Origin of the sequence: Segatella copri (assembly GCF_009495355.1) — a bacterium.
Classification (GTDB): Bacteria; Bacteroidota; Bacteroidia; order Bacteroidales; family Bacteroidaceae; genus Prevotella.
The window spans coordinates 26,876-45,214 of record NZ_VZAD01000038.1 but is presented as its reverse complement, the minus strand read 5'-3'; the positions used below and the strand labels follow the sequence as shown (position 1 = coordinate 45,214).

The window sequence follows — 18,339 nt, the reverse complement described above, 5'->3', positions numbered from 1 at the left end:
TCTTTTTTACGAGTTATAGGGGCCTCTTTCACTACAACTTCATCAAGCTCATAAGGTTTTTTTTCTAACTGAACGGTATATTGATATTTATCCTTTTGAACTGAAATAATTTGTGTGGCATAGCCCATTTTCGAGAATGTCAGTTTATTTACATTCTTCTTGTATTGTAAATGAAAATGTCCGTTGCTTTGGGTGATACCATAAGCCAGTAAAGAATCCGTGGCACTTAATGCCTTACATAATACATTAGCAATGCCAATGCCTTCTGTATTCGTAACAATACCCTTAAAAACGCCTTCTGTTTCCTGCGCCCATACAGACAAAGGAAACAGAAATAGCATAAATAATATTTTAAAAATCTTTACCATTGTAATTCAAGCATATTACTGGGACGTTTCGGATTGTTTGCTTCCGGAGTAACCATTTGGCCGTTCTTTTCAACCCTTACCTTGAAAATCTCAATACTCAGATTATCAAAATCCTCAATGTCATTCCGATAACCGGTCAGGGCATTCTCGCGTGTGGTTACAATCAAATCTTTGATATACCTTTTTTTATAAAGATACATGTCACTGTATTGAGGCATCTTTCCGACCCCATTATTTGTAAAAATCCAATTGCGACCTTCATCATGGATTTCCATGATCAGCCCAGGCAATCCTGTAAAAAGATAAGGTCCGTAAGGAAGTGCTATAGTTTCTGTGTACCATGCAATATAATTTCGACCGGCAAAAGAACAAATGGCCTTTTTGCAAGCTCTTTGATTTATTATAGAATCCCCGGATACCAATTGCCAGTCCATTTGAGGCGTTGGGTAAGTGTACTCGTAGCTTCGCAATACATCGTAAGTCTGTACCGTGGTTTTTTGTTCTTCTAAATCAGTTAGCGTAACAAAGAAAAAAGTCCATTTTTTAATAGCTTGCATCCATTCTTCACGAGCCTTTTGGTCCTTTTTATTTTGTTTGCTACTGGCTAAATAGTCATTTATTGAATCTAATGCCAATCGATTATAATCACTAAAAAGTAAGTGCTTATCTGAAACCATCAATACTGTTTGCGCTTCAGTATAATCATCCAACTTGGTAGAATCTTTGCGGAACTTTAATTCATAAAATACTCCCAACTTGGCATGATCAACAACACTCCTCTTTGATTTCTCATAAAAATCGCCACTCTCACTATATAGCTTTTGAGCCTTAATAGTGTTCGAACATATTAATATCGTAATAAATAAAACAAGGAATCTCATTCTGTTAATTTTAATGAATTATCGCTTTTGGAAAATTGTTAGGCATATTGCCTTGATGGTGATATAGATCATCTGATAAGTATTTCCGTAATACGTACTTGTTCCAATGATGCAAGTTCACTTGATGTATATAGTAGATACGCTCATCTAAAGTGGTAGTTTTATGCAAAATTTCCATATGATGAGTAAAACTAATGCCCACGAAATCTTCTATACGCAAGTCTGCTAACTCTATAGGTCTGTTAATACAAAGGAGTGTCTTTTCTCCTATTTCAACACCTTCTTCTATTTTATTTTCAAGCTGTTGTAATTGGTTCGCCATTGGCGAACCAATTGAAAGGCATTGCCATTCCTCATAGAAGATACGCATTTTCTTCAAGTTACCAGAAGAAAAACCTCTTAATCCTGGTAATTCACGTTGCAGCCTGTCACTAATAGTATCAAGAGCCTTTGCGCCCCAATGTGCTTGCTGTAAATTGATAGACACATAACGTCCTATACCATAATATAAAGACAATTGTATGGCATTACTTGACTGGCTCGCCTGTGCTTGAGCTCGCAAAATAGCCCCTTTTATGGTTTGGACAGCTTTATCTACTGTTATATTGTTTCCTTCCATTATACTCTATTTTGATATTATTTGCAAAGGTAGTGCTTTTAGCCTTTAAGCCACTATTGCACAACCCCTTTCTTTGAAAAGAACGTAAAATCAATAGTATTATTGCGATGATTGTACTTTTAGTAATCGCTTCACTCGTTGTACCGTACTCACGCCCTTTCCACTTAACTTCGCCACATCCCGAATGGAATACCCCTTTCGGAGTAAACTTACATCTATATTATGCGGCACAGGAGAAATGATGTAGATTCAATATAGAAGAACTTGCCTATTATTGTTTTTTCAGCCATTTTTTTACACACCTTATAGCTCTGATTTGTTCGCTTTCGCTAAACTTAGAATCGTCATTCGTTTCATTTCCTTCCAGTACAGCTTCATAAAGAACAAGAAAATAAAAATCGGTAGGGTTTATCATTCGTTCCATAATTAGTGGAACTATTTGTTTTCCCATTGATTTGAGAGGAATGAACTCAGGCAATTTTGTATATGAATATGTGCTTGCACTATATCGCGTCTTAGGATTATGGTCTATTGCAAAATTCCATTTATCCACTAAAACTGCAAAACGATTTCTTATGCTATCTGGTACTTGTGAAGCCAATTCTTTTGTTTTCTCTTTCTCTGTATTTGTTAGAAAATCCCTTGTTGATAGGCTGTCTTGTTTGTTGTCAGCATTGGAATTCCAAATGTTCTCTGGTTCATGTACAGTTTGCAATGGTACTTTAACAATAGAGTCAGAAGCCACTTCCTTTATGCGTTTCTTTGCAGAATGATCTGTTTGTTCCTTAAAACTTAAAAATAGAAAATTTATTCCCCAACCATTACCAAATATAACATCTAATGGTTCTCCTGTATCTTTCCATATTCTGACTCTTGCTGCAAATCCAAAATCAAATTTAACGGCAGTACTATCATATGTAAAAGTTACAGTATAGAACTTTCTTCCATTCTGTTTTCTTATTTGAGGGCGGCTGTCTCCGTAATCCTCCTTTTTGAAAACTTGAACATCCGATACGTTAGCCTCTTTAAAATATGGAACATACGCAGGACCAAAGGTCAAAGCCACGTTTCTTGCGCTATTTACAAGAGTACTATTGTCTAAGACCTCTGGTCGCTTGCATGAACTCAAGAATAGTGTACATAATACCGCTATTCCCCAAACTACAATCATTATAGATGGTATTTTTTTCATAATTCGTAATTTTTAATTTGCATTTCGCATGAACATGTTACCAATGACTTGATTATGTCTTTGCCTTCTTATTTTAAGATTGCACTTTCACTATTTTGATGTTTGTAATCTGGTGACTTTGATGTCTTCTTGCCATAGTCAAAACTATAAACAATTTTCAGATTTGCATACTGATTATAACTACGACTTTGATCTATTTGTTTGAAAGAATAATATGATGCAGATAATTCATCTACAATGTTATTCTTCATCATGAATAAATTGTTTGCATTAGCTTCGATAGCCCAATTCCCATGATTCCACATTGCCGATAGTTGATACCGCCAAAATGTCTTTCTACTAATCTGGCTGTCTATCAAATCTCTTGCCGGTGACGCTATGGATGCACCAAAAGAAAAATCCCGAACATAGTAATTTATCATAGCAGTCCCAGAGAATGCAGACAAATTACGATGCTCTGCCCCTCCTCGAACTAAATGTTCAATCCATTGACCAGAAACTTTCATGTTAAGCGAACCTGAAGGTTTATAGGTCATAGATATATCTGCACTGGGACGATGATAGATACAGTCATCTCTAAAAGTGCTAATAAGATGCCCGTCTCGAATATAGTAATCCGAAATAATCGAATGATTTTGGTAAAAGTATGATACTCCCGTTTGCAAAGCGAATTTGTTAAGGTTCAAGGTATGGCTTAATCGCGGATTCAAAAGAATGGAATTATCCATATTCGGGTTACCTTTGAGAATGATGATAGGATCTATCTGCTGTTCTACATTGTTAATCGTATTTATCCTCGGATAGGTGTTTCCCAAAGCGAACATAAATTGAAGTTGCTGTACTTTATCTATCCTATAAGTAGCTCTTGCCTGAAGTCTCGGCGTAAGATGATTGATAGACCTCATCCCCTCCAAACGATATGTTAGAAATGACAGTCCTGGATTAATATCAAAGAAAAAACTCCCTAAACGTTGGGAATAGTCTGCAAAAAGGATGGTTTCGGACGAATGCAAATTTTGATTATATGCAGAAGTCCCAACATATTCGGAATCACTAATTCTCATGAACTCGTATAAACTGAAAGCCAATCTATTTCTATGACTGAACGCCATAGAATAATTTGCATTCGCTTTGATGTAATAATAATCTTCCTTGACAAGTGAACGAAAAGACACATTATCATCGTTATAGAGACGGTCATAATCGTTTCGAGAATAATATCCATCAAAAACATAATCCAACGATTTTGTGTTAGAAAATGTGTGCAATCCGTAAAAATAGACACTTGGACGATAAGATTTGTTTCTTGTGTTAATGTCCAAAATGCTACCGTTCTTGATTGCAGCAGCAGTTTTCCAATACTCCGTCATTCCATTATAGACATCGTTTTTTGAGGCATTCCATGCCATACCACCTCTAAGCATCCAAATATATTTTCTTCCTCGGTTGCTGATTGATGCCTGTACATATTCTTCCGTTTGCCTATTGTCAGCATTATTGTAATGCTGCAGTCTATTCAGTTGATAATCAGGGAAAATAAAAGTCTCATCCTCGTCCATAGACGATTTTGGATTTTCCAAAGAATATCCAGCCCAAAGGTTAAAACTTTTGGTTCCTGTGACAAATTTCGAAATAAGATTGTAATCACCATAGAGATAGCCTACATTCTGAGACGCATCAAGTTGCGTGTAGCCACCATTGTTGAGTGTTTTCATTATTATGTTTATAGCATATGCATCTTTTGCATATTTACCATTTGGCACATCAAAATATTCCACTCGAGAAACGTCCTTCGGTCTTAAAGACTGTACCTCTCGAAAATCAACTTCACGCCCATCTATATAGAGAGTCGCAGCCCCATTGGGAGTTGTCACACTTCCAGTCGAACGCTCGACAGACACTCCCGGAATCATGAGATTGCTCAACAGGTCATAACCAGTTACAGCATGTTTACGTTGCTCTTTTGTAGGAATAGCAAGGATATGATCACCTTCTCTTGTAAGATAAGATGATTTTACAACAACTTCACCAAGTTCTTTGCCTTGAATAAAAGTTTTAGTTGTATCTGGTTTCTGTGCATAAGTTACATGTATGCACAAACTCATTATGATGACTAACAATGCTTTCATCTATTTCTTCCCTATTTTCCAAGAGACTTGAACTTCTTGGAGATGCACTTTTTATTTCTATATTTTCATGCTAAAAGTTATACCATCCTCAGTGTCCCATGCGCGAGGTATCTACCTCCTTGACCGTCTTCTCCTTGTAGCCACCAAACTTATAGATAACTGCGAAGGTGACAGATGCCCAGTTGTAGTTGATCTTCATGCGGTAGTCTTGGTTGCCTTGCACGGAACGGGTATCGTATTTATTGTTGAAGATGTTGCTGCCATTAAGGCGCAATCCCCATCTTCCATCATGCGACGACCATTGCAGTTTGGCATCCATACTAAAGATAGGACTTATGTCGTAGACACCTTGTATAGCCTTTGTCTGATAGAACGGATTAAGGATGAGACGGAGATCCTGCGTGCTACAGAGTTTTACGGATGCGGTGCCTCCAAGGACGACAGACAGCTTCTTGCGGTCGAAAGGCAGGTCAAAGAAATGGTCGCTCTTGTCGTGCTTGTAGGTTCCCATGACAAACACGTTGCCGTTGAGCCATTGGCCTGCATTGAAGATGGCAGAGGCTTGTAGCCCGAAGCTGTTTGAATAGTTGAAATTGGTTTCCTTCATTATCACCGCCATGCGGTCGGTGGTCTGGTAGGGTAGCTGCACGGAATAATCGGGCTTCAGACTTGCAAAAGCCATAAGCGTATAACATCGCTTTATCTGCCACATCAGATTGACATTATAATAAGAGAAGGGTTTCAAATCGGGATTGCCATGTATCTCGGTGTAGGTGGACGAGTAGAACACGTTGCTCATGGTTGACCAATAGCTCGGGAACTCAGAGTTGGAACTGAATGATAGATTGAGCAAATGGTTGTCGTTGACGTTCCACAAAGCATTGAGCGTAGGATATACGCGCCATTTATCCCATATGGGAGAGTGATATTGCTCGGCAGCAACAGATGCTTCAAGACTAATAGCCTTGTTTATCTGCTTGCTGAAACCTGCATATATGTTCCATATACGCTCGTTGAGGTCCACGCTGCTTGTCCCATCGGGCAAAACGCTCCCATCCTTGTCTATTGTGGTCTGATAACTCTTGTTGCTTGTGAATTGCCCTTTCACACCATACGACACTCCCCAGCCATGTGACAAAGAATGGGTTTGGTCGGCTGTGAACATCCATTTGTTGATGGTCTGCTCGCTGCCGCTTGTCAGGTTGCGTTCAGTTTCATTTTTGTTTTCCGTAGTTATCGTACCATCGAGGGCTTGTTGCTGAGGCGTGCGATAGTAAGTGTACGAACCGCTAAGGGTTAGTCCGAAAGGAAGCGCGTAGTTAACATCCACATTGTGCAGATATTCATGACTGTCACGATGCATTCCACTGATGCTTGAACCTGTCGTGCGGCTGTTTGAGTTTGTCTTGTCCCATTGTCCCGTATAGGCTACGTCAAGACGATTGTTCTTGCTAAAGGTGTAATTCATCCCAAGTCGGTAGTCGTGTGTAATGCCAAACGACTTCTGCCCGGTTTCATCATTATAGTGTATACGATTGTTGCCAAGTGGATGATTGGCTATGCGTGAAGACTCACCGTAGGAATTGCCGTTTACATATTTATATTGTGCGTCAAGTCCAAACTTGTCTCTTTGCAAGGAAAGATATAAATTACCAAACTCATTGGCGTATTTGTTTTGCCGCATGCCACCAATGATTTGTCCCGAAAGCTGATTGGTACCGGCGTAGTCTTTCGTGACGATGTTGATAGCCATGCCACGCACATGATAGCGAGCAGGGACGGACAGCATCACCTCGGCTTTTGACAACTGTGCGGCTGGCATTGCCTTCAGACGCTCTGTCAGCTGTTCCTGTGTCAACGTTGTGGCTTGTCCGTTGATAATCAACGTTACTTCATTGCCAGAGAACGATATGCTGCCTGTGGCATCGCTGACACCAGGTATGCGTGTCAATGCCTCGTAAGCGTTGTCGGCAGGCAATTGTTTTAAGAGTAGCGGCATATTGTACGACAGCATACCCCGCTCTGCCTTGACAATGGGGCGAGAACCTTTTACCATCACTTCTGGAAGATTGTGCAACATTGTCTCCATTGTGAGCGAATCCGTTTGCGTCCGAGTTTGAGCTTTCACGTTAGCACCAGAAAGCAAAAATAATCCTAAAAGAAATATCTTGTTGGCCATATTTTATCTTTTTAAGTTATCTTTTTCTATGTTATTCAAAAGTACGAAAAACAATCCACAAACGAGAATGTTCTGCTATACGTATTATAGTAGTGTATTACCCTTTGTTGATTCTTTCTACCAATTCGCAGTAAAAGCATATGAACGAACTGTTGAGTGCTTCAAACTATTGAACCGGTCGCAATTTGCGACCAGTTCAGCCATTTCCTCCTTAGTTAGTTGAAAACGGAAACGTTCAGGAAATCTCTCCATATTACGTTTAACAGCTTGATTTTACACCTTAGTTTCCACTCCGTAAAGTTCAGCCAAGTCTCTGTCTATCATAATCTGCTATTTTTAGTGTTCTTTATATTCAAAGACGAAAGAATGATAAAAGGGTAAACTACTTTTTCCAATATTTTTTAGCCATAGGCTGCAACCTTTCCTTTATTACTTCCATAACAGTCTTGAAATCAAGAGTTTCTTTCCATTGAATCTTTTTCAGAAATGCTTTCCAGCGAACTATACGTGCTGCGTCTGTCGCAAAACTTTCTGTAAACAACTGCAATTCGGGATTGTATGTAAGCCCTCTATTATCGAAAGTAGCCTTAATCGCATTATATAATGTGTCATCAGACAAGTCTCTCTTTGTCAGGAGTTGGTAACAGTCGAAGAAATCTTTCATGCGACTGTTGAGCACATCTCGGTCTATCATCGTATGGAATTTCTCGGCAACAACAGTCTCCAAGGAATATGCCTGTATGTTCACAGATGGAATGTCAGGCAAAAGCAATGGGAAGTCAATAGTTGTTGGATATGGAGTTACAACATCACCAAAGCCAATGTCAACAGACATGTTATAAGAAATGGTATCCATGTGGGCAGTAAAATAGAATCGGGTGCCAGGATATTTCTTTTCGACGGTGATAGGTTCTAACTTGATGCTGTCAACATCAAACGATACTCCATCCTCATCGCATACAATGCCCAAAATTTCCTGGAACACATGCGCAAGGAAATCCCTATCACGGCTAATTCTATCTGCCATGAAATCAACATCTACTGTAGGACGTGCCTCAAGTCCGTTCATAGCATAAAGCAAAGAGCCACCTTTCAGCAAAAAATTGTCCTTGTATTGACTAACAGATACTCTGTAAAGCAACCTTTCGTTGAAATATCTTGCCAAGAGATACATATATTTATAGCCAGTCTCATTCATCAGATTGAGCAAGCGGGTCTTAACAGACTTACCGTAGTTTTTCTTTCCCATCTTATTCTATAGCTATTTCAAGATAATTTTTCAATGTATTAAACACTCTGAGGCGTTGGGCGTAATCCTGCAAACGAGTGAGATTGCGATTGGGCTTTCTCAAATAAGAACGAATCACTTCCGCACAAACATCCAGCCCCAATTTGTTTCTGTATTTCACTGCATCACAAACACTTCGCTCCAAGTCGGTTATGCGAACATGAAAACCAGATATTTCTGCTTCCATAATGCCAAACTCCAAGTTCTCCTTCTTCCAATAATACAGCTCTATCGGAAGCGTATCTGGTATCACCACCTTCCGCTTGTTGGCGATGGCTATACAAAAAGCAGGTGGAACAGTTGTCGAAAGCTGATGGTAAGCCCACGCATTGTACAGGCATACAATACCATTAGGTACAATCCGTTCCACATCAATCATTGTATTAAGCAAAGCATCGGGAACGGCATATATGCCATGACGCAACTTTATCAAGTCGCCACGCTCCTTAGCTCTCAACAGTCGTTTATACTCTGACAGATGAGATATATCAGTAGTGGAGATAGTGCCACCAAGTGCTGCTACTTTGCAAACTATATTGTTCATTTCACCTCTTATTAAATGTCATTACAGCTGCAAAAATACAATAAATTTCGAGAATACGGTAAGATTCTACGGATAATTTCATAAAATACCGCACATTTTTGCATATTTCCAGAGTCCTAATTATATTTGAGATGATAATAAACTCTAAAAAACATGCAACAATGCAGTATTCTAAATTTAAAATTGTATTTTTGCCACCAAGATGACAAAGAGTTGTTTGACAATCAAACGTATGCAAATTGTAGAAATTAGAACCGTTGCTAAATCATTACCTCCATTGAGGTGAAAAACTCATAAATCGCTCATTCTAAGCAATTCGGCAGATTTTAGCGTAATTTTTATGAAAAAAATCGTAAATTTGCAGCGAGAAATAAAAACTTGAAGAATAAACAACATAAAAAATGAACTTATGAAGAAAATCTCGTTGATAGTGATGAGCTGCATGATAGCTTGCGGACTGCTCGCCAACCACGGCATCGTGAAGGGCGGAGAAATGTCGCCTAAGGTAGAAGACACGGTATCGATTGCCAAGAAAATCACTGATAGTCAATGGCTATCGAACAACTCCGACACGTTGGAAGTGGACACAGCTGGCGAAGACTCGGTGGTGAATGTGGTGGCCTACTTCTGCAAGGGTGACACCTGCGAATACTGGATATATGAGAATGAGTGGAAGGTGGACGACAAGGACACGGTGAAGACGCTCGGCGTATCCACCCAGGTGCGCCTTGTGGTAAACGATTCCACCAGCAAGGGCTATAAGATGAGCTACACCTTCCTGGACGTAAAGGCCGATTCGGTGGGCGACAACTTCCGGGACAAGATGATGGCCATGATAGCGGAGCGCACCGCCAAGAGCGTGATAGGCACCACCATCAACTTTGAGACCGATGAATATGGTAGCATCACCAAGATTACCAATCTCTCGCAAATCAAGAAGCAGGCAAAGGCTCTCTTCAAGGCGAGCATGAAGGACATCGCCTCCATGCCCATCATGCAGGAAATGAAGAAGGCGATAGGTCTTGACTTCATGAAGATAGGCAACCAGGCTAACACCGACGAGGTGGTGGAGGGCTACCTGGAGGAGCTGGAACTGCTCTTCGCCTGCCACGGAAGACAATATGCCGTGGGCGAGCATCACGAGCACAAGGATGCCACCAAGGATAGCTACGCCAACGACACTTATATCAATGCCAGCATAGAGAAGAATGGCAACTACACAATCTCCTGCGAGGTGGTCAGCGTGATACCAAAGGAGACCGTGAAGGAGGTGATGGGCGGACTGATGAGTGCCTTCATGGAAGGACTGAAGGGCAAGAAGACCGAGGACGGCAAGGATCATGATGGCGACATCAAGGACTTGGACGACGAGTTTAAGAAGGAGATAGACAAGGCAGTTGACCAAGATGCCAAGACCTCGGAGTATCTCAGTGTGACCTGCTTTGAGGATGGCTGGCCTAACAGCGTGTTGAAGCAAAATAAAACTGTGATGGCTGGCCGTGGCAAGCTGAAGCAGAAACTCATCGAGGCTTGCCGATTCGCACAGCGCGAGAAATGATGAACTATTTCGACCTGTACAGATTGAAAGTTTTCTAACTGTACGGTTGAAACGGGCTGAAAGCCCAAAAGCTCTTAGGAGGGTGCGTCACAGACTTATGACACACCCTCTTGTATGGTGAGAAAAGACAATTTGTTTATTCTGGTTTCTGCACAAATATGATTTTATCAGAAATATCACCTGCGGAAACTTCTACACGAACATAACGTCCATCCTGTGTTTCGTTTGGCGCAAATGTAACAGTGAGCGTATTTCCTTCCACCTTTGAAGATGTATAGCTGCCTTTAACTTCGGAATAAGGTTTGTCATCATACGAAGGAACGTTTTTAATGGTTTTATCACCCACCGACTCATTAACGTATTCAATCCAAAAATTCTTGTAATTCTTGCATTTGAAAGTATATGTACCGCCAGACTTTGGCACGCCAATAGCCTTGCCAAAACTTGGTGTCAGTGCTTCTTCATAATTGTTCTTTTCCCATTTCATGGCATCCCAATCACCATCGTCTTTGCTGCATGAAGTTAAAGATAAGATGCAAGTAAAAAGCAACATGGTTGCAAATAGTTTTTTTTCATTTGTTATATATTTTATGGTTTTTAATGCGCCAAATTTAATACTTTTTTTCTTAACAAGCAAATGTTTGAGGTCGTTTTTTAGAAGATTCAATCTCGTTATATAATGAAAAATCAAAGTGTGAAAATGCTTCCATACTGCGAAAGTACGGAAGCATTTGTATGGGGGAAAAACCAAGATTATTTTATAACATAACGGAAGATGTCAAAGCGAGAAAAGCCAATGCTTTCGAGAATTTCCCTACTTTTGATTTGATTGCTTTTATTGTTGTAGTTTTTTATGAGAGGAAGTCTGATAATGGTCTTATCTGCATACCCATTGTCTACAAGCCATTTGAGATTGGCTAATACAAAAGAGTTGTCCTTGCCTGTGTATTGCTTGTAAATAAACTCGTCCATATCTTTGATGTCAATCACTAAAAGGTCAGCAAATTGAGCAACTTTAAAAATATTTTTGTTCGGTACATTCAATGAAGATTCTATGGTGATTTTCCATTCCTCTGGCATTTTTCGAGTAAACTCACTTATAAAATCAGCGTACAGCAGTGGCTCACCACCACCAAAAGTAACTCCTCCACCCGTAGCCAAAAAATAAATATTGTCAGGCATCAAGCGTTCTATCAGTTTATCAACAGTAAGCTTACATTCTGGAGATTCTTTGAAGCATTGGGCGTTTATGCAATATGCACATCTAAGTGGACATTCATGAAATGCCACGAGAGTAGTGATGCCGTCACCGTCTGTAGCCAAGCGGTGACGGTCAATTCCTATCAATGGTGCTTCTAATGGTGGCATAAGTTACTTTAGCATAATATCTATTGGTATCATAATTTTCGCACATGTCGGCTTGCCGTCTTTTAAGGCTGGCTTCCATTTAGGCATCGCTTTAACAAGTCGTAACACTTCCTCTTTCATCTCTTGAGGACAAATTGTTATGACTTTAACATCGGCAAGACTGCCATCCCCCAACACATAGAAAGAAACATTTATGCGCTGCTGATATGCTCCTTGTAAAGTTTCAGGTACACATAAATTTTGTTCTACAAAATGTAGCAGGGCATTGTTGCCGCCAGGATAGAATGGCCCTGTGTCAAAATCTTTATTTTCAACAACCATTTTTCCTTCTTGTTTTTTCTTGCGACGCTTCTTCGTTTTAGGCTTTTGTGGTGCAACTACAACCTCTCCTAAAATATTATCGTCTGCTTCCGTTAGGCAAAGCGTGTTAAAGCCTTTCAAGTCCAGTTCGCTGAATGAATAGACCTTGTTTTTATAACCAATATATTCCAATCGTAGCGTGGAATCCCTTGGAAAGGTAACAGAAAAGTTTCCGTCAATGTCTGTAATGCTGCCGGGTCGTTTGTTTCCTGCAACAATAATTACACCAACAATAGGAGTTCCGTCAGCTTCTTTCACACATCCATTGATTGTAACTTGTGCTCTTGTTGGCAGAGAGTCTGCTGCGATTACTTCATTACCAATAGGTACAGACGGTGACGAAGTTTGGGCATATACATTGTATGGGGTCGCCAAAATTCCAATGGCAACACCTGTAACACAAACAGCCTCTCCCATGCGTTTGCGTAAAGACAATTCCGACTCTATATATTTTCTTTCAGTCTCGCATGCTGGACATGTTCCACTGCAATGTCCTTTGAAGTGGCAAACTCTTGGCTCGTATGCAATGCCATTCATGTCAGCAATCTTTTTTCTGACAGCTTTCAGTACATCGCAAATTTTTCTACCCCTATCCATAATATTACTAAATTTAACCTCACAAAGTTACACCATAAAAACGGCAATTCCCTCGTTTTATTGCATTATCTCACCCCTCCCACGCAAATTGGGTATAAATCATGCTGTGGAAACTTCTCGCAGCCGATATAGAGGGTATCGAAGGCATCAGTGCCGTCGGTACGGTGTTCGAGAAGATCTTCTTTTGATTCAGGTTGTTTTCACCAAAAAGGTGCAGATAAAGCTATGCGTAACAGAAGATGATGCCGATGGCTGCTGCCCACAAAGGAAAAGCCCTTGTCCTACGTTGGTTGGGCGCAAGACAAAGGCTTTATCTGGAAAGGCGGATTAGGAGGAATTCCGCTTCAATAAATCTTTAATATTTCCATTCTTCTTACTATTCAAAAATTCTAAACAAAGCATACATTATAGACATAAAACCAACAACATATCCTTTAAGATAATCAATATAGCTTATTGTAAAACTCGGTGGAAAATTACGCCTGTCTTTGTATGTGATATTTAGGAATGTAATACCAAAGGATATTGCACAAATACTATCATATCTTTTAAATAAGATGGTTGTTATTCCTAAGCATATCATCAAAATTGAAAAAATCAAGTAAGTGCCATTTTTTATGGCACTTACCGACTTTTTGTGCTTAATAACAGAAAACATTATTGCAATTCCTGTTATAGACGCTAATATTCCCCAAAGACAAATATAGTTCATAATTATTACTTTTTGCAAATAGTACTATCGTTTTTGACTTCTTCTTGTTTCTTTTCAATTATCATATCTGTAATCCTTTCGACTCCAGATAATTTTAATTTAGTTCCTTGCTTTAGGATTTCTGTTCCAAGTTCAATACTTAACATTATGCAATCTTTTGCATAATCATATTATTTTTCACTTACGACGAAGCTTTATATACAAGCCCAAAACTATTATCGTATTTATGGCAAACCAAATAAAATTTATAGTAACACCAGTATCGAATATCTGGTAAACCATATTTATGATAGCATCATTATCTATAGTTTCTACCTCGTATTTTATACTAACATACGCATTTACCACAAAGATAGCATAAACAAAAACCATTAGAAATGATATAATCAAGTAAATTATTAACAGTTTCTTCATAAACAATCATCTATTAAAATTCAGACTACTACTATTGCTTCCACTTCCAAAAGAACCAAAACCATTCCCACTTGAAGAAGAACGTGTATTTGAATTGCCTTTTTTATTGGACAGTAGTGAATTATGATAAATCGAGTTACTTCATTAAAATTGATTTATTATTGTAGCCATAGCCGATAATCTTGACATCTACTTTTGAATGGATTAAAGTTGGTGAACCTTGTATCTTGTATTGGAAGTAGATTGTATCTATTTTCTCTGTTGTGGCTATTTTGAGAGTTTTAACTTGATTGAATATTTCCATTGTTATCTTTTTGAATTTTTTATTGTCGCAAATAACCACTCTTTTTTTTACAATATATCCTCGTTGGTCTGTCTTGTACTCAATAGCAACGTATGCCTCCAAATTATTTTTTTGAAACTCAATAGGATATTTACATTTTCTTTTCAATTCGTTTATAAACAACTCTTTATTTCTATAGTCAGGATTACCTGTGCTTACTTGGCATACATCAAATAGTTGCGGAGATGTTCCCACAAGAGACACATTAGTATTGGAGTTGCATGAACCAAATACTACCAAAACTGTCAATAATATAATACCCACTAATTCTTTCATCTTTATTCTATATGATTTTATCTATGACTCCACTTTAAAAAGTGGATTAAATTTGAATTAAACATATGCCTTGGAAAGTCTTTATGCAATCCTCGGCGTTAACTAACTCTGGCAACCAGTTGGCGAACGAGTAGTTTATGCAACGTGAAAATGCCTCCTGTAGCCTAAATATAGCCCCAAAGTGGGGCGATTCGCTCTTTGAACTATTTTGTTGCCATCTTGGAGAAACCAAAACACTTTTTGCCTAAGTCCTTAATGGATGCACCTATGTGATATACACAGTTCGCTGCTCTCCTTTTTTTCTATTTTATCTGTCATATTTATATTCATTTTTCCAAAATCACAAATTGTGACTTTGAACATTACCATATTTAACAGCATTCAAAGGTAATGCTTTTAGCCTTTAAACTGCTATCACACAACCCCTTTCTTTGAAAAAAACGTAAAATCAATAGTATTATTGCGATGATTGTATTTTTAGTAATCGCTTCACTCGTTGTACGGTACTTACCCCTTTACCACACAACTTTGCCACATCCCGAATGGAATATCCCTTGCGAAGCAGACTTATTATTTTTCTATATTCGGCTTTCATCTGTTCTGCCGTTTTTACAGAGCCTACCTTGCGCCCGAGTTTTCCACCTTTCTCTATATACCGCTTCCTTCCTGACTGCAATCGGAAGGAGATATTATCACGCTCCAATTGCGCACAGGCTCCTTCAAACGGATTTCTTTCTTTTTTCGTCCCATTTTATTTCCTTTCTTTTCTGATGTTAATATATTCTTTTATCACCGATTATCAAGTATTTAACTTGCGATACAAAGTAATACAACGAGGGACAAAAACGAGACAAAAGTGGGTAAATAATCCGCTAATCAATTTCAAGAAGCACTTCATGGCGATTTAACGAAGCGCTTTATTAGCTGCTGACGAAGCGCTTTATTAGAGTGTAACGAAGCGCTTCATTAAGGTGTAACGAAGCGCTTCGTTAGGTCATGTGATAAACGACACTCTGCGACACTCTTCGACATCTTCCTTGTCTGCATTTCGTATCTTTGCGCGCGCGTACCTTTATATATTATAGAACTTCCGCATGTTTGCTCCACACGCCCTGAAGTGTCAAAGCTCTGATAAGCAGTATGCCCTGAAGTGTCAGGAGCTCTAATAAGCAGCACGCCCTGAAAGGGCAGAAGCTCTTAGCCCAGGGCAACGCCCTGGGTATAAAGGCAGTCAGCAAGGCGCCCTGTAAGGTAGGGTGTTCAAAATCTATCAATTTTTCGACACGTTTTTTGCGTCGAAATACAAGTTAATTCACACGAAATCAACGTGTTAAGAATTCAAAAATGTGACTTTTTTTAGTTCTGCGCAATATTCGTGTCGATAATTATTGAAATATCAGTTAGTTAAACCGATTATTCGACTAAAAAACGTGCCAAATTTTAAACGGATTTTGAACACCCTACCTGTAAGGGCAAAAGCTTTAAAACTCCAGGCAATTTATAAAGCTTTTGCCCTTACAGGGCGACAGGTTTGCAGCCGTAATTACCCAGGGCGATGCCCTGGGCTAAGAGCTTCTGCCCTTTCAGGGCGTGTAGGGAGAAACTTGCGAAACTTCAGTTAAAAATAATGCTTAGAGTGGTCAACTAAAATCGTTAAACCACATACAAAAGTTCCGTTCAGAGCCTTTGAACGTGCATTCAAAGCCTTTGAACGGACATTCAGAGCCTTTGAACGGACATTCAAAGCCTTTGAATAGAGATTTATCTGCAAGAGAATGAACAAATCATAACTAACAGAAACAATTTGTATAGTATTGAAGTAACAACTCACGACTATATGAGTGTTGAGTAGTTACAAACTGAACTGGGTAATATCCTTTGAAGCTCTTGAAAGTTTATACTTTGAGGAAATGTTCCTCGAGTTTTTCCTTCGGCATGTCGGCAGTATTGTGATAGTGCAGATGGTGGTTCACGCAGGCGATGTGCTTCACATTGTGCAGCACTTCGGCAATGTCGTGGCTTACGATGATGATGGCGCATTCCTTATTGATTTGCTCTAGCATCTCGTACATCTGTTTCTGGAATCGACGGTCGATGTAAGTGTTGGGCTCGTCGAGTATCACGACATCGGGTTTTGACACGATGGCACGTGCCAAGAGAACACGCTGAAGTTGTCCTCCGCTCAAGGCTCCGATGTGACGGTCTTTCAAGTCGGACAGCTGCATACGATTCAAGGTATCGGCTACGAGCTGGTGATGTTCCTTGTTGAAACGGGCAAAGAGACTCTTCGACTTGTTGAGTCCAGAGAGCACCACTTCGTATACAGAGATAGGAAACTGCTTGTCGAGGTCGTTGTATTGTGGCAGGTATCCCATGGTGATTTCCTTCACCGGCTTGCCGTCCTTATAGTAGCTGATGTTTCCCTCGGTGGGGTTCATCAGTCCGAGAATAAGACGCATGAGGGTTGTCTTTCCGCCGCCATTAGGGCCGATAATACCCAGATAGTCGTCCTGATAGATGGTGAGGTTGACGTCGTGGAGTACTTCCTTGCCTTCGTAGCCTGCTGCGAGGTGCTCGATTTTTATGATTGGATTCATGTTGTTCTGTGTTTATAGTCTTGAGGCGACTCTTACTTGTCAGCCACAATCAGTTGCTTGCCTTGTATTGCCAATGATGCTTCTTGCATCGCCATGTTCCATTCGCCTTGCAAGGGGTTGATCTCCATCGCATGGGTGTGGGTCTCCTTGATGAATACCGACGTGTTGCGGTTGGCAAACTCTGTCTGTATGAGGCAGTATTTTATCTTCTCTTTCTTGGCTCTCTCGATGAGGCTCTTGAGTTGGGCGACACTCGGTTCCCTGCCTTCCTCCTCGATGGCGAGCTGTTCCAACTTGTAATCACGGGCGAAGTAGGTGAGGATGGGGTGGTAAATCACAAACTTGCGTACCATCTCAGGGTTCTTCAGGAAGCTCATTCTGATGGTGCTGTCTCTCTTGTCGATGATGCGGAGCAGCGACTGATAGTTCTTCTCAAAGAAAGCCTTGTGCTTGGGTTCGAGACTGCAGAGCGCCTTGAGGATGTTGGCGGAGATAATTCGGGCGTTGCTGCAACTCATCCATACATGTGGGTCGATATTGCCGCCGGGTGTCTTGGCAGGTGAGATGCCCACGGAGGTGTCGACCACCTTCATGTGAGGAGCATTGTCGTGAAGCTTCTGCATCCAGGTCTGCTCGAAACCGATGTTTCCTACCTTGAGATAGAGGGCACTCTTAGAGAGTTCCACCATCTGCTGGGCAGTGGGTTCGTAAGTCTCGGGATTGCCGCCGGCAGGAACCATCACGTTGACATCCACCTTGTCATGGGCTATCTTATCGACGAAATACTGGTAGGGAGGTATGGTGACGGTTACCATTGGCTTGCCATCGCTCTCGGCGAGGGCAGACTTCTGTTGATTGCCCTTGCAGCCCACCAACAGAGTGCATATTATAATAAGGTATATAAATCTCTTCAT

At 40.1% G+C, this 18,339-nt stretch carries 16 protein-coding genes and 3 pseudogenes; 1 reads left to right on the top strand and 18 read right to left on the bottom strand.

Annotated features, from left to right (window positions below; all coding sequences use genetic code 11):
- Positions 1-361: 361 nt before the first annotated feature.
- The 9 genes and pseudogenes from F7D20_RS04605 to F7D20_RS04570 all read right to left on the bottom strand — a co-directional run bounded on the left by F7D20_RS04605 (position 362) and on the right by F7D20_RS04570 (position 9,200).
- Positions 362-1,249, bottom strand: coding sequence for a GLPGLI family protein (locus F7D20_RS04605; protein WP_158463036.1), 888 nt, complete (start codon positions 1,247-1,249; stop codon positions 362-364).
- A 10-nt stretch (positions 1,250-1,259) separates the two neighbouring features.
- Entirely contained in the window at positions 1,260-1,868 is a 609-nt protein-coding gene (locus F7D20_RS04600) for a DUF1016 N-terminal domain-containing protein (RefSeq protein ID WP_158463035.1), read from the bottom strand.
- Between the two features lie 99 nt (positions 1,869-1,967).
- Positions 1,968-2,081, bottom strand: a pseudogene (locus F7D20_RS13050) (recombinase family protein); the annotation flags it as partial.
- A gap of 58 nt (positions 2,082-2,139) precedes the next feature.
- Positions 2,140-3,060: a hypothetical protein gene (locus tag F7D20_RS04595; protein ID WP_158463034.1), complete on the bottom strand. Its 921-nt coding sequence runs from the start codon at positions 3,058-3,060 to the stop codon at positions 2,140-2,142.
- A 68-nt stretch (positions 3,061-3,128) separates the two neighbouring features.
- A complete protein-coding gene (locus tag F7D20_RS04590; protein ID WP_158463033.1) occupies positions 3,129-5,189 on the bottom strand; it encodes a hypothetical protein in 2,061 nt (686 codons plus the stop codon).
- 88 nt (positions 5,190-5,277) lie between these two features.
- A complete protein-coding gene (locus tag F7D20_RS04585) occupies positions 5,278-7,368 on the bottom strand; it encodes an outer membrane beta-barrel protein (protein WP_158463032.1) in 2,091 nt (696 codons plus the stop codon).
- A gap of 117 nt (positions 7,369-7,485) precedes the next feature.
- Positions 7,486-7,629, bottom strand: a pseudogene (locus F7D20_RS13045) (ORF6N domain-containing protein); the annotation flags it as partial.
- Between the two features lie 121 nt (positions 7,630-7,750).
- On the bottom strand, positions 7,751-8,617 hold the full coding sequence (locus tag F7D20_RS04575; RefSeq protein WP_158463031.1) for a nucleotidyl transferase AbiEii/AbiGii toxin family protein: 867 nt from the start codon (positions 8,615-8,617) through the stop codon (positions 7,751-7,753).
- Position 8,618: 1 nt separating this feature from the next.
- Positions 8,619-9,200, bottom strand: coding sequence for a type IV toxin-antitoxin system AbiEi family antitoxin domain-containing protein (locus tag F7D20_RS04570; RefSeq protein WP_022158709.1), 582 nt, complete (start codon positions 9,198-9,200; stop codon positions 8,619-8,621).
- Positions 9,201-9,609: 409 nt separating this feature from the next.
- Here F7D20_RS04570 and F7D20_RS04565 point away from each other — a divergent pair, with 409 nt between their 5' ends.
- Positions 9,610-10,758, top strand: a complete 1,149-nt coding sequence (locus F7D20_RS04565; RefSeq protein ID WP_158463030.1) for a hypothetical protein — start codon at positions 9,610-9,612, stop codon at positions 10,756-10,758.
- 136 nt (positions 10,759-10,894) lie between these two features.
- Here F7D20_RS04565 and F7D20_RS13040 read toward each other — a convergent pair whose 3' ends face one another.
- The 9 genes and pseudogenes from F7D20_RS13040 to F7D20_RS04520 form a co-directional block, all read right to left on the bottom strand.
- Entirely contained in the window at positions 10,895-11,425 is a 531-nt protein-coding gene (locus tag F7D20_RS13040) for a hypothetical protein (protein WP_228114099.1), read from the bottom strand.
- Positions 11,426-11,511: 86 nt separating this feature from the next.
- Positions 11,512-12,126, bottom strand: coding sequence for a radical SAM protein (locus tag F7D20_RS04555; RefSeq protein WP_158463029.1), 615 nt, complete (start codon positions 12,124-12,126; stop codon positions 11,512-11,514).
- A gap of 3 nt (positions 12,127-12,129) precedes the next feature.
- On the bottom strand, positions 12,130-13,083 hold the full coding sequence (locus F7D20_RS04550) for a carboxypeptidase-like regulatory domain-containing protein (protein ID WP_158463028.1): 954 nt from the start codon (positions 13,081-13,083) through the stop codon (positions 12,130-12,132).
- 376 nt (positions 13,084-13,459) lie between these two features.
- Positions 13,460-13,795: a hypothetical protein gene (locus F7D20_RS04545; RefSeq protein ID WP_158463027.1), complete on the bottom strand. Its 336-nt coding sequence runs from the start codon at positions 13,793-13,795 to the stop codon at positions 13,460-13,462.
- A 5-nt stretch (positions 13,796-13,800) separates the two neighbouring features.
- Complete coding sequence (locus F7D20_RS04540; RefSeq protein WP_158463026.1) at positions 13,801-13,941, bottom strand: hypothetical protein; 141 nt, start codon at positions 13,939-13,941, stop codon at positions 13,801-13,803.
- A 404-nt stretch (positions 13,942-14,345) separates the two neighbouring features.
- Positions 14,346-14,828 carry an energy transducer TonB gene (locus F7D20_RS04535; RefSeq protein WP_117695636.1) on the bottom strand — a complete coding sequence of 161 codons (483 nt, stop codon included), beginning with the start codon at positions 14,826-14,828 and terminating at the stop codon, positions 14,346-14,348.
- 457 nt (positions 14,829-15,285) lie between these two features.
- A pseudogene (locus tag F7D20_RS04530) lies at positions 15,286-15,540 on the bottom strand (helix-turn-helix domain-containing protein); the annotation flags it as partial.
- 1,183 nt (positions 15,541-16,723) lie between these two features.
- The gene (locus F7D20_RS04525; RefSeq protein ID WP_158463024.1) at positions 16,724-17,425 is read right to left on the bottom strand and encodes a metal ABC transporter ATP-binding protein; all 702 of its coding nucleotides are present in this window, start codon (positions 17,423-17,425) and stop codon (positions 16,724-16,726) included.
- Positions 17,426-17,457: 32 nt separating this feature from the next.
- Positions 17,458-18,339: a metal ABC transporter solute-binding protein, Zn/Mn family gene (locus F7D20_RS04520; RefSeq protein WP_158463023.1), complete on the bottom strand. Its 882-nt coding sequence runs from the start codon at positions 18,337-18,339 to the stop codon at positions 17,458-17,460.

Bases quoted from the DNA above. Each gene is read 5' to 3' on its own strand.
- F7D20_RS04550 (WP_158463028.1), bottom strand. From the start codon at position 13,083: ATGGATAGGGGTAGAAAAATTTGCGATGTACTGAAAGCTGTCAGAAAA.
- F7D20_RS04595 (WP_158463034.1), bottom strand. From the start codon at position 3,060: ATGAAAAAAATACCATCTATAATGATTGTAGTTTGGGGAATAGCGGTA.
- F7D20_RS04575 (WP_158463031.1), bottom strand. From the start codon at position 8,617: ATGGGAAAGAAAAACTACGGTAAGTCTGTTAAGACCCGCTTGCTCAAT.
- F7D20_RS04565 (WP_158463030.1), top strand. From the start codon at position 9,610: ATGAAGAAAATCTCGTTGATAGTGATGAGCTGCATGATAGCTTGCGGA.
- F7D20_RS04525 (WP_158463024.1), bottom strand. From the start codon at position 17,425: ATGAATCCAATCATAAAAATCGAGCACCTCGCAGCAGGCTACGAAGGC.
- F7D20_RS04605 (WP_158463036.1), bottom strand. From the start codon at position 1,249: ATGAGATTCCTTGTTTTATTTATTACGATATTAATATGTTCGAACACT.
- F7D20_RS04540 (WP_158463026.1), bottom strand. From the start codon at position 13,941: ATGTTAAGTATTGAACTTGGAACAGAAATCCTAAAGCAAGGAACTAAA.
- F7D20_RS04520 (WP_158463023.1), bottom strand. From the start codon at position 18,339: ATGAAGAGATTTATATACCTTATTATAATATGCACTCTGTTGGTGGGC.
- F7D20_RS04600 (WP_158463035.1), bottom strand. From the start codon at position 1,868: ATGGAAGGAAACAATATAACAGTAGATAAAGCTGTCCAAACCATAAAA.
- F7D20_RS04590 (WP_158463033.1), bottom strand. From the start codon at position 5,189: ATGAAAGCATTGTTAGTCATCATAATGAGTTTGTGCATACATGTAACT.
- F7D20_RS04570 (WP_022158709.1), bottom strand. From the start codon at position 9,200: ATGAACAATATAGTTTGCAAAGTAGCAGCACTTGGTGGCACTATCTCC.
- F7D20_RS04535 (WP_117695636.1), bottom strand. From the start codon at position 14,828: ATGAAAGAATTAGTGGGTATTATATTATTGACAGTTTTGGTAGTATTT.
- F7D20_RS04585 (WP_158463032.1), bottom strand. From the start codon at position 7,368: ATGGCCAACAAGATATTTCTTTTAGGATTATTTTTGCTTTCTGGTGCT.
- F7D20_RS04555 (WP_158463029.1), bottom strand. From the start codon at position 12,126: ATGCCACCATTAGAAGCACCATTGATAGGAATTGACCGTCACCGCTTG.
- F7D20_RS04545 (WP_158463027.1), bottom strand. From the start codon at position 13,795: ATGAACTATATTTGTCTTTGGGGAATATTAGCGTCTATAACAGGAATT.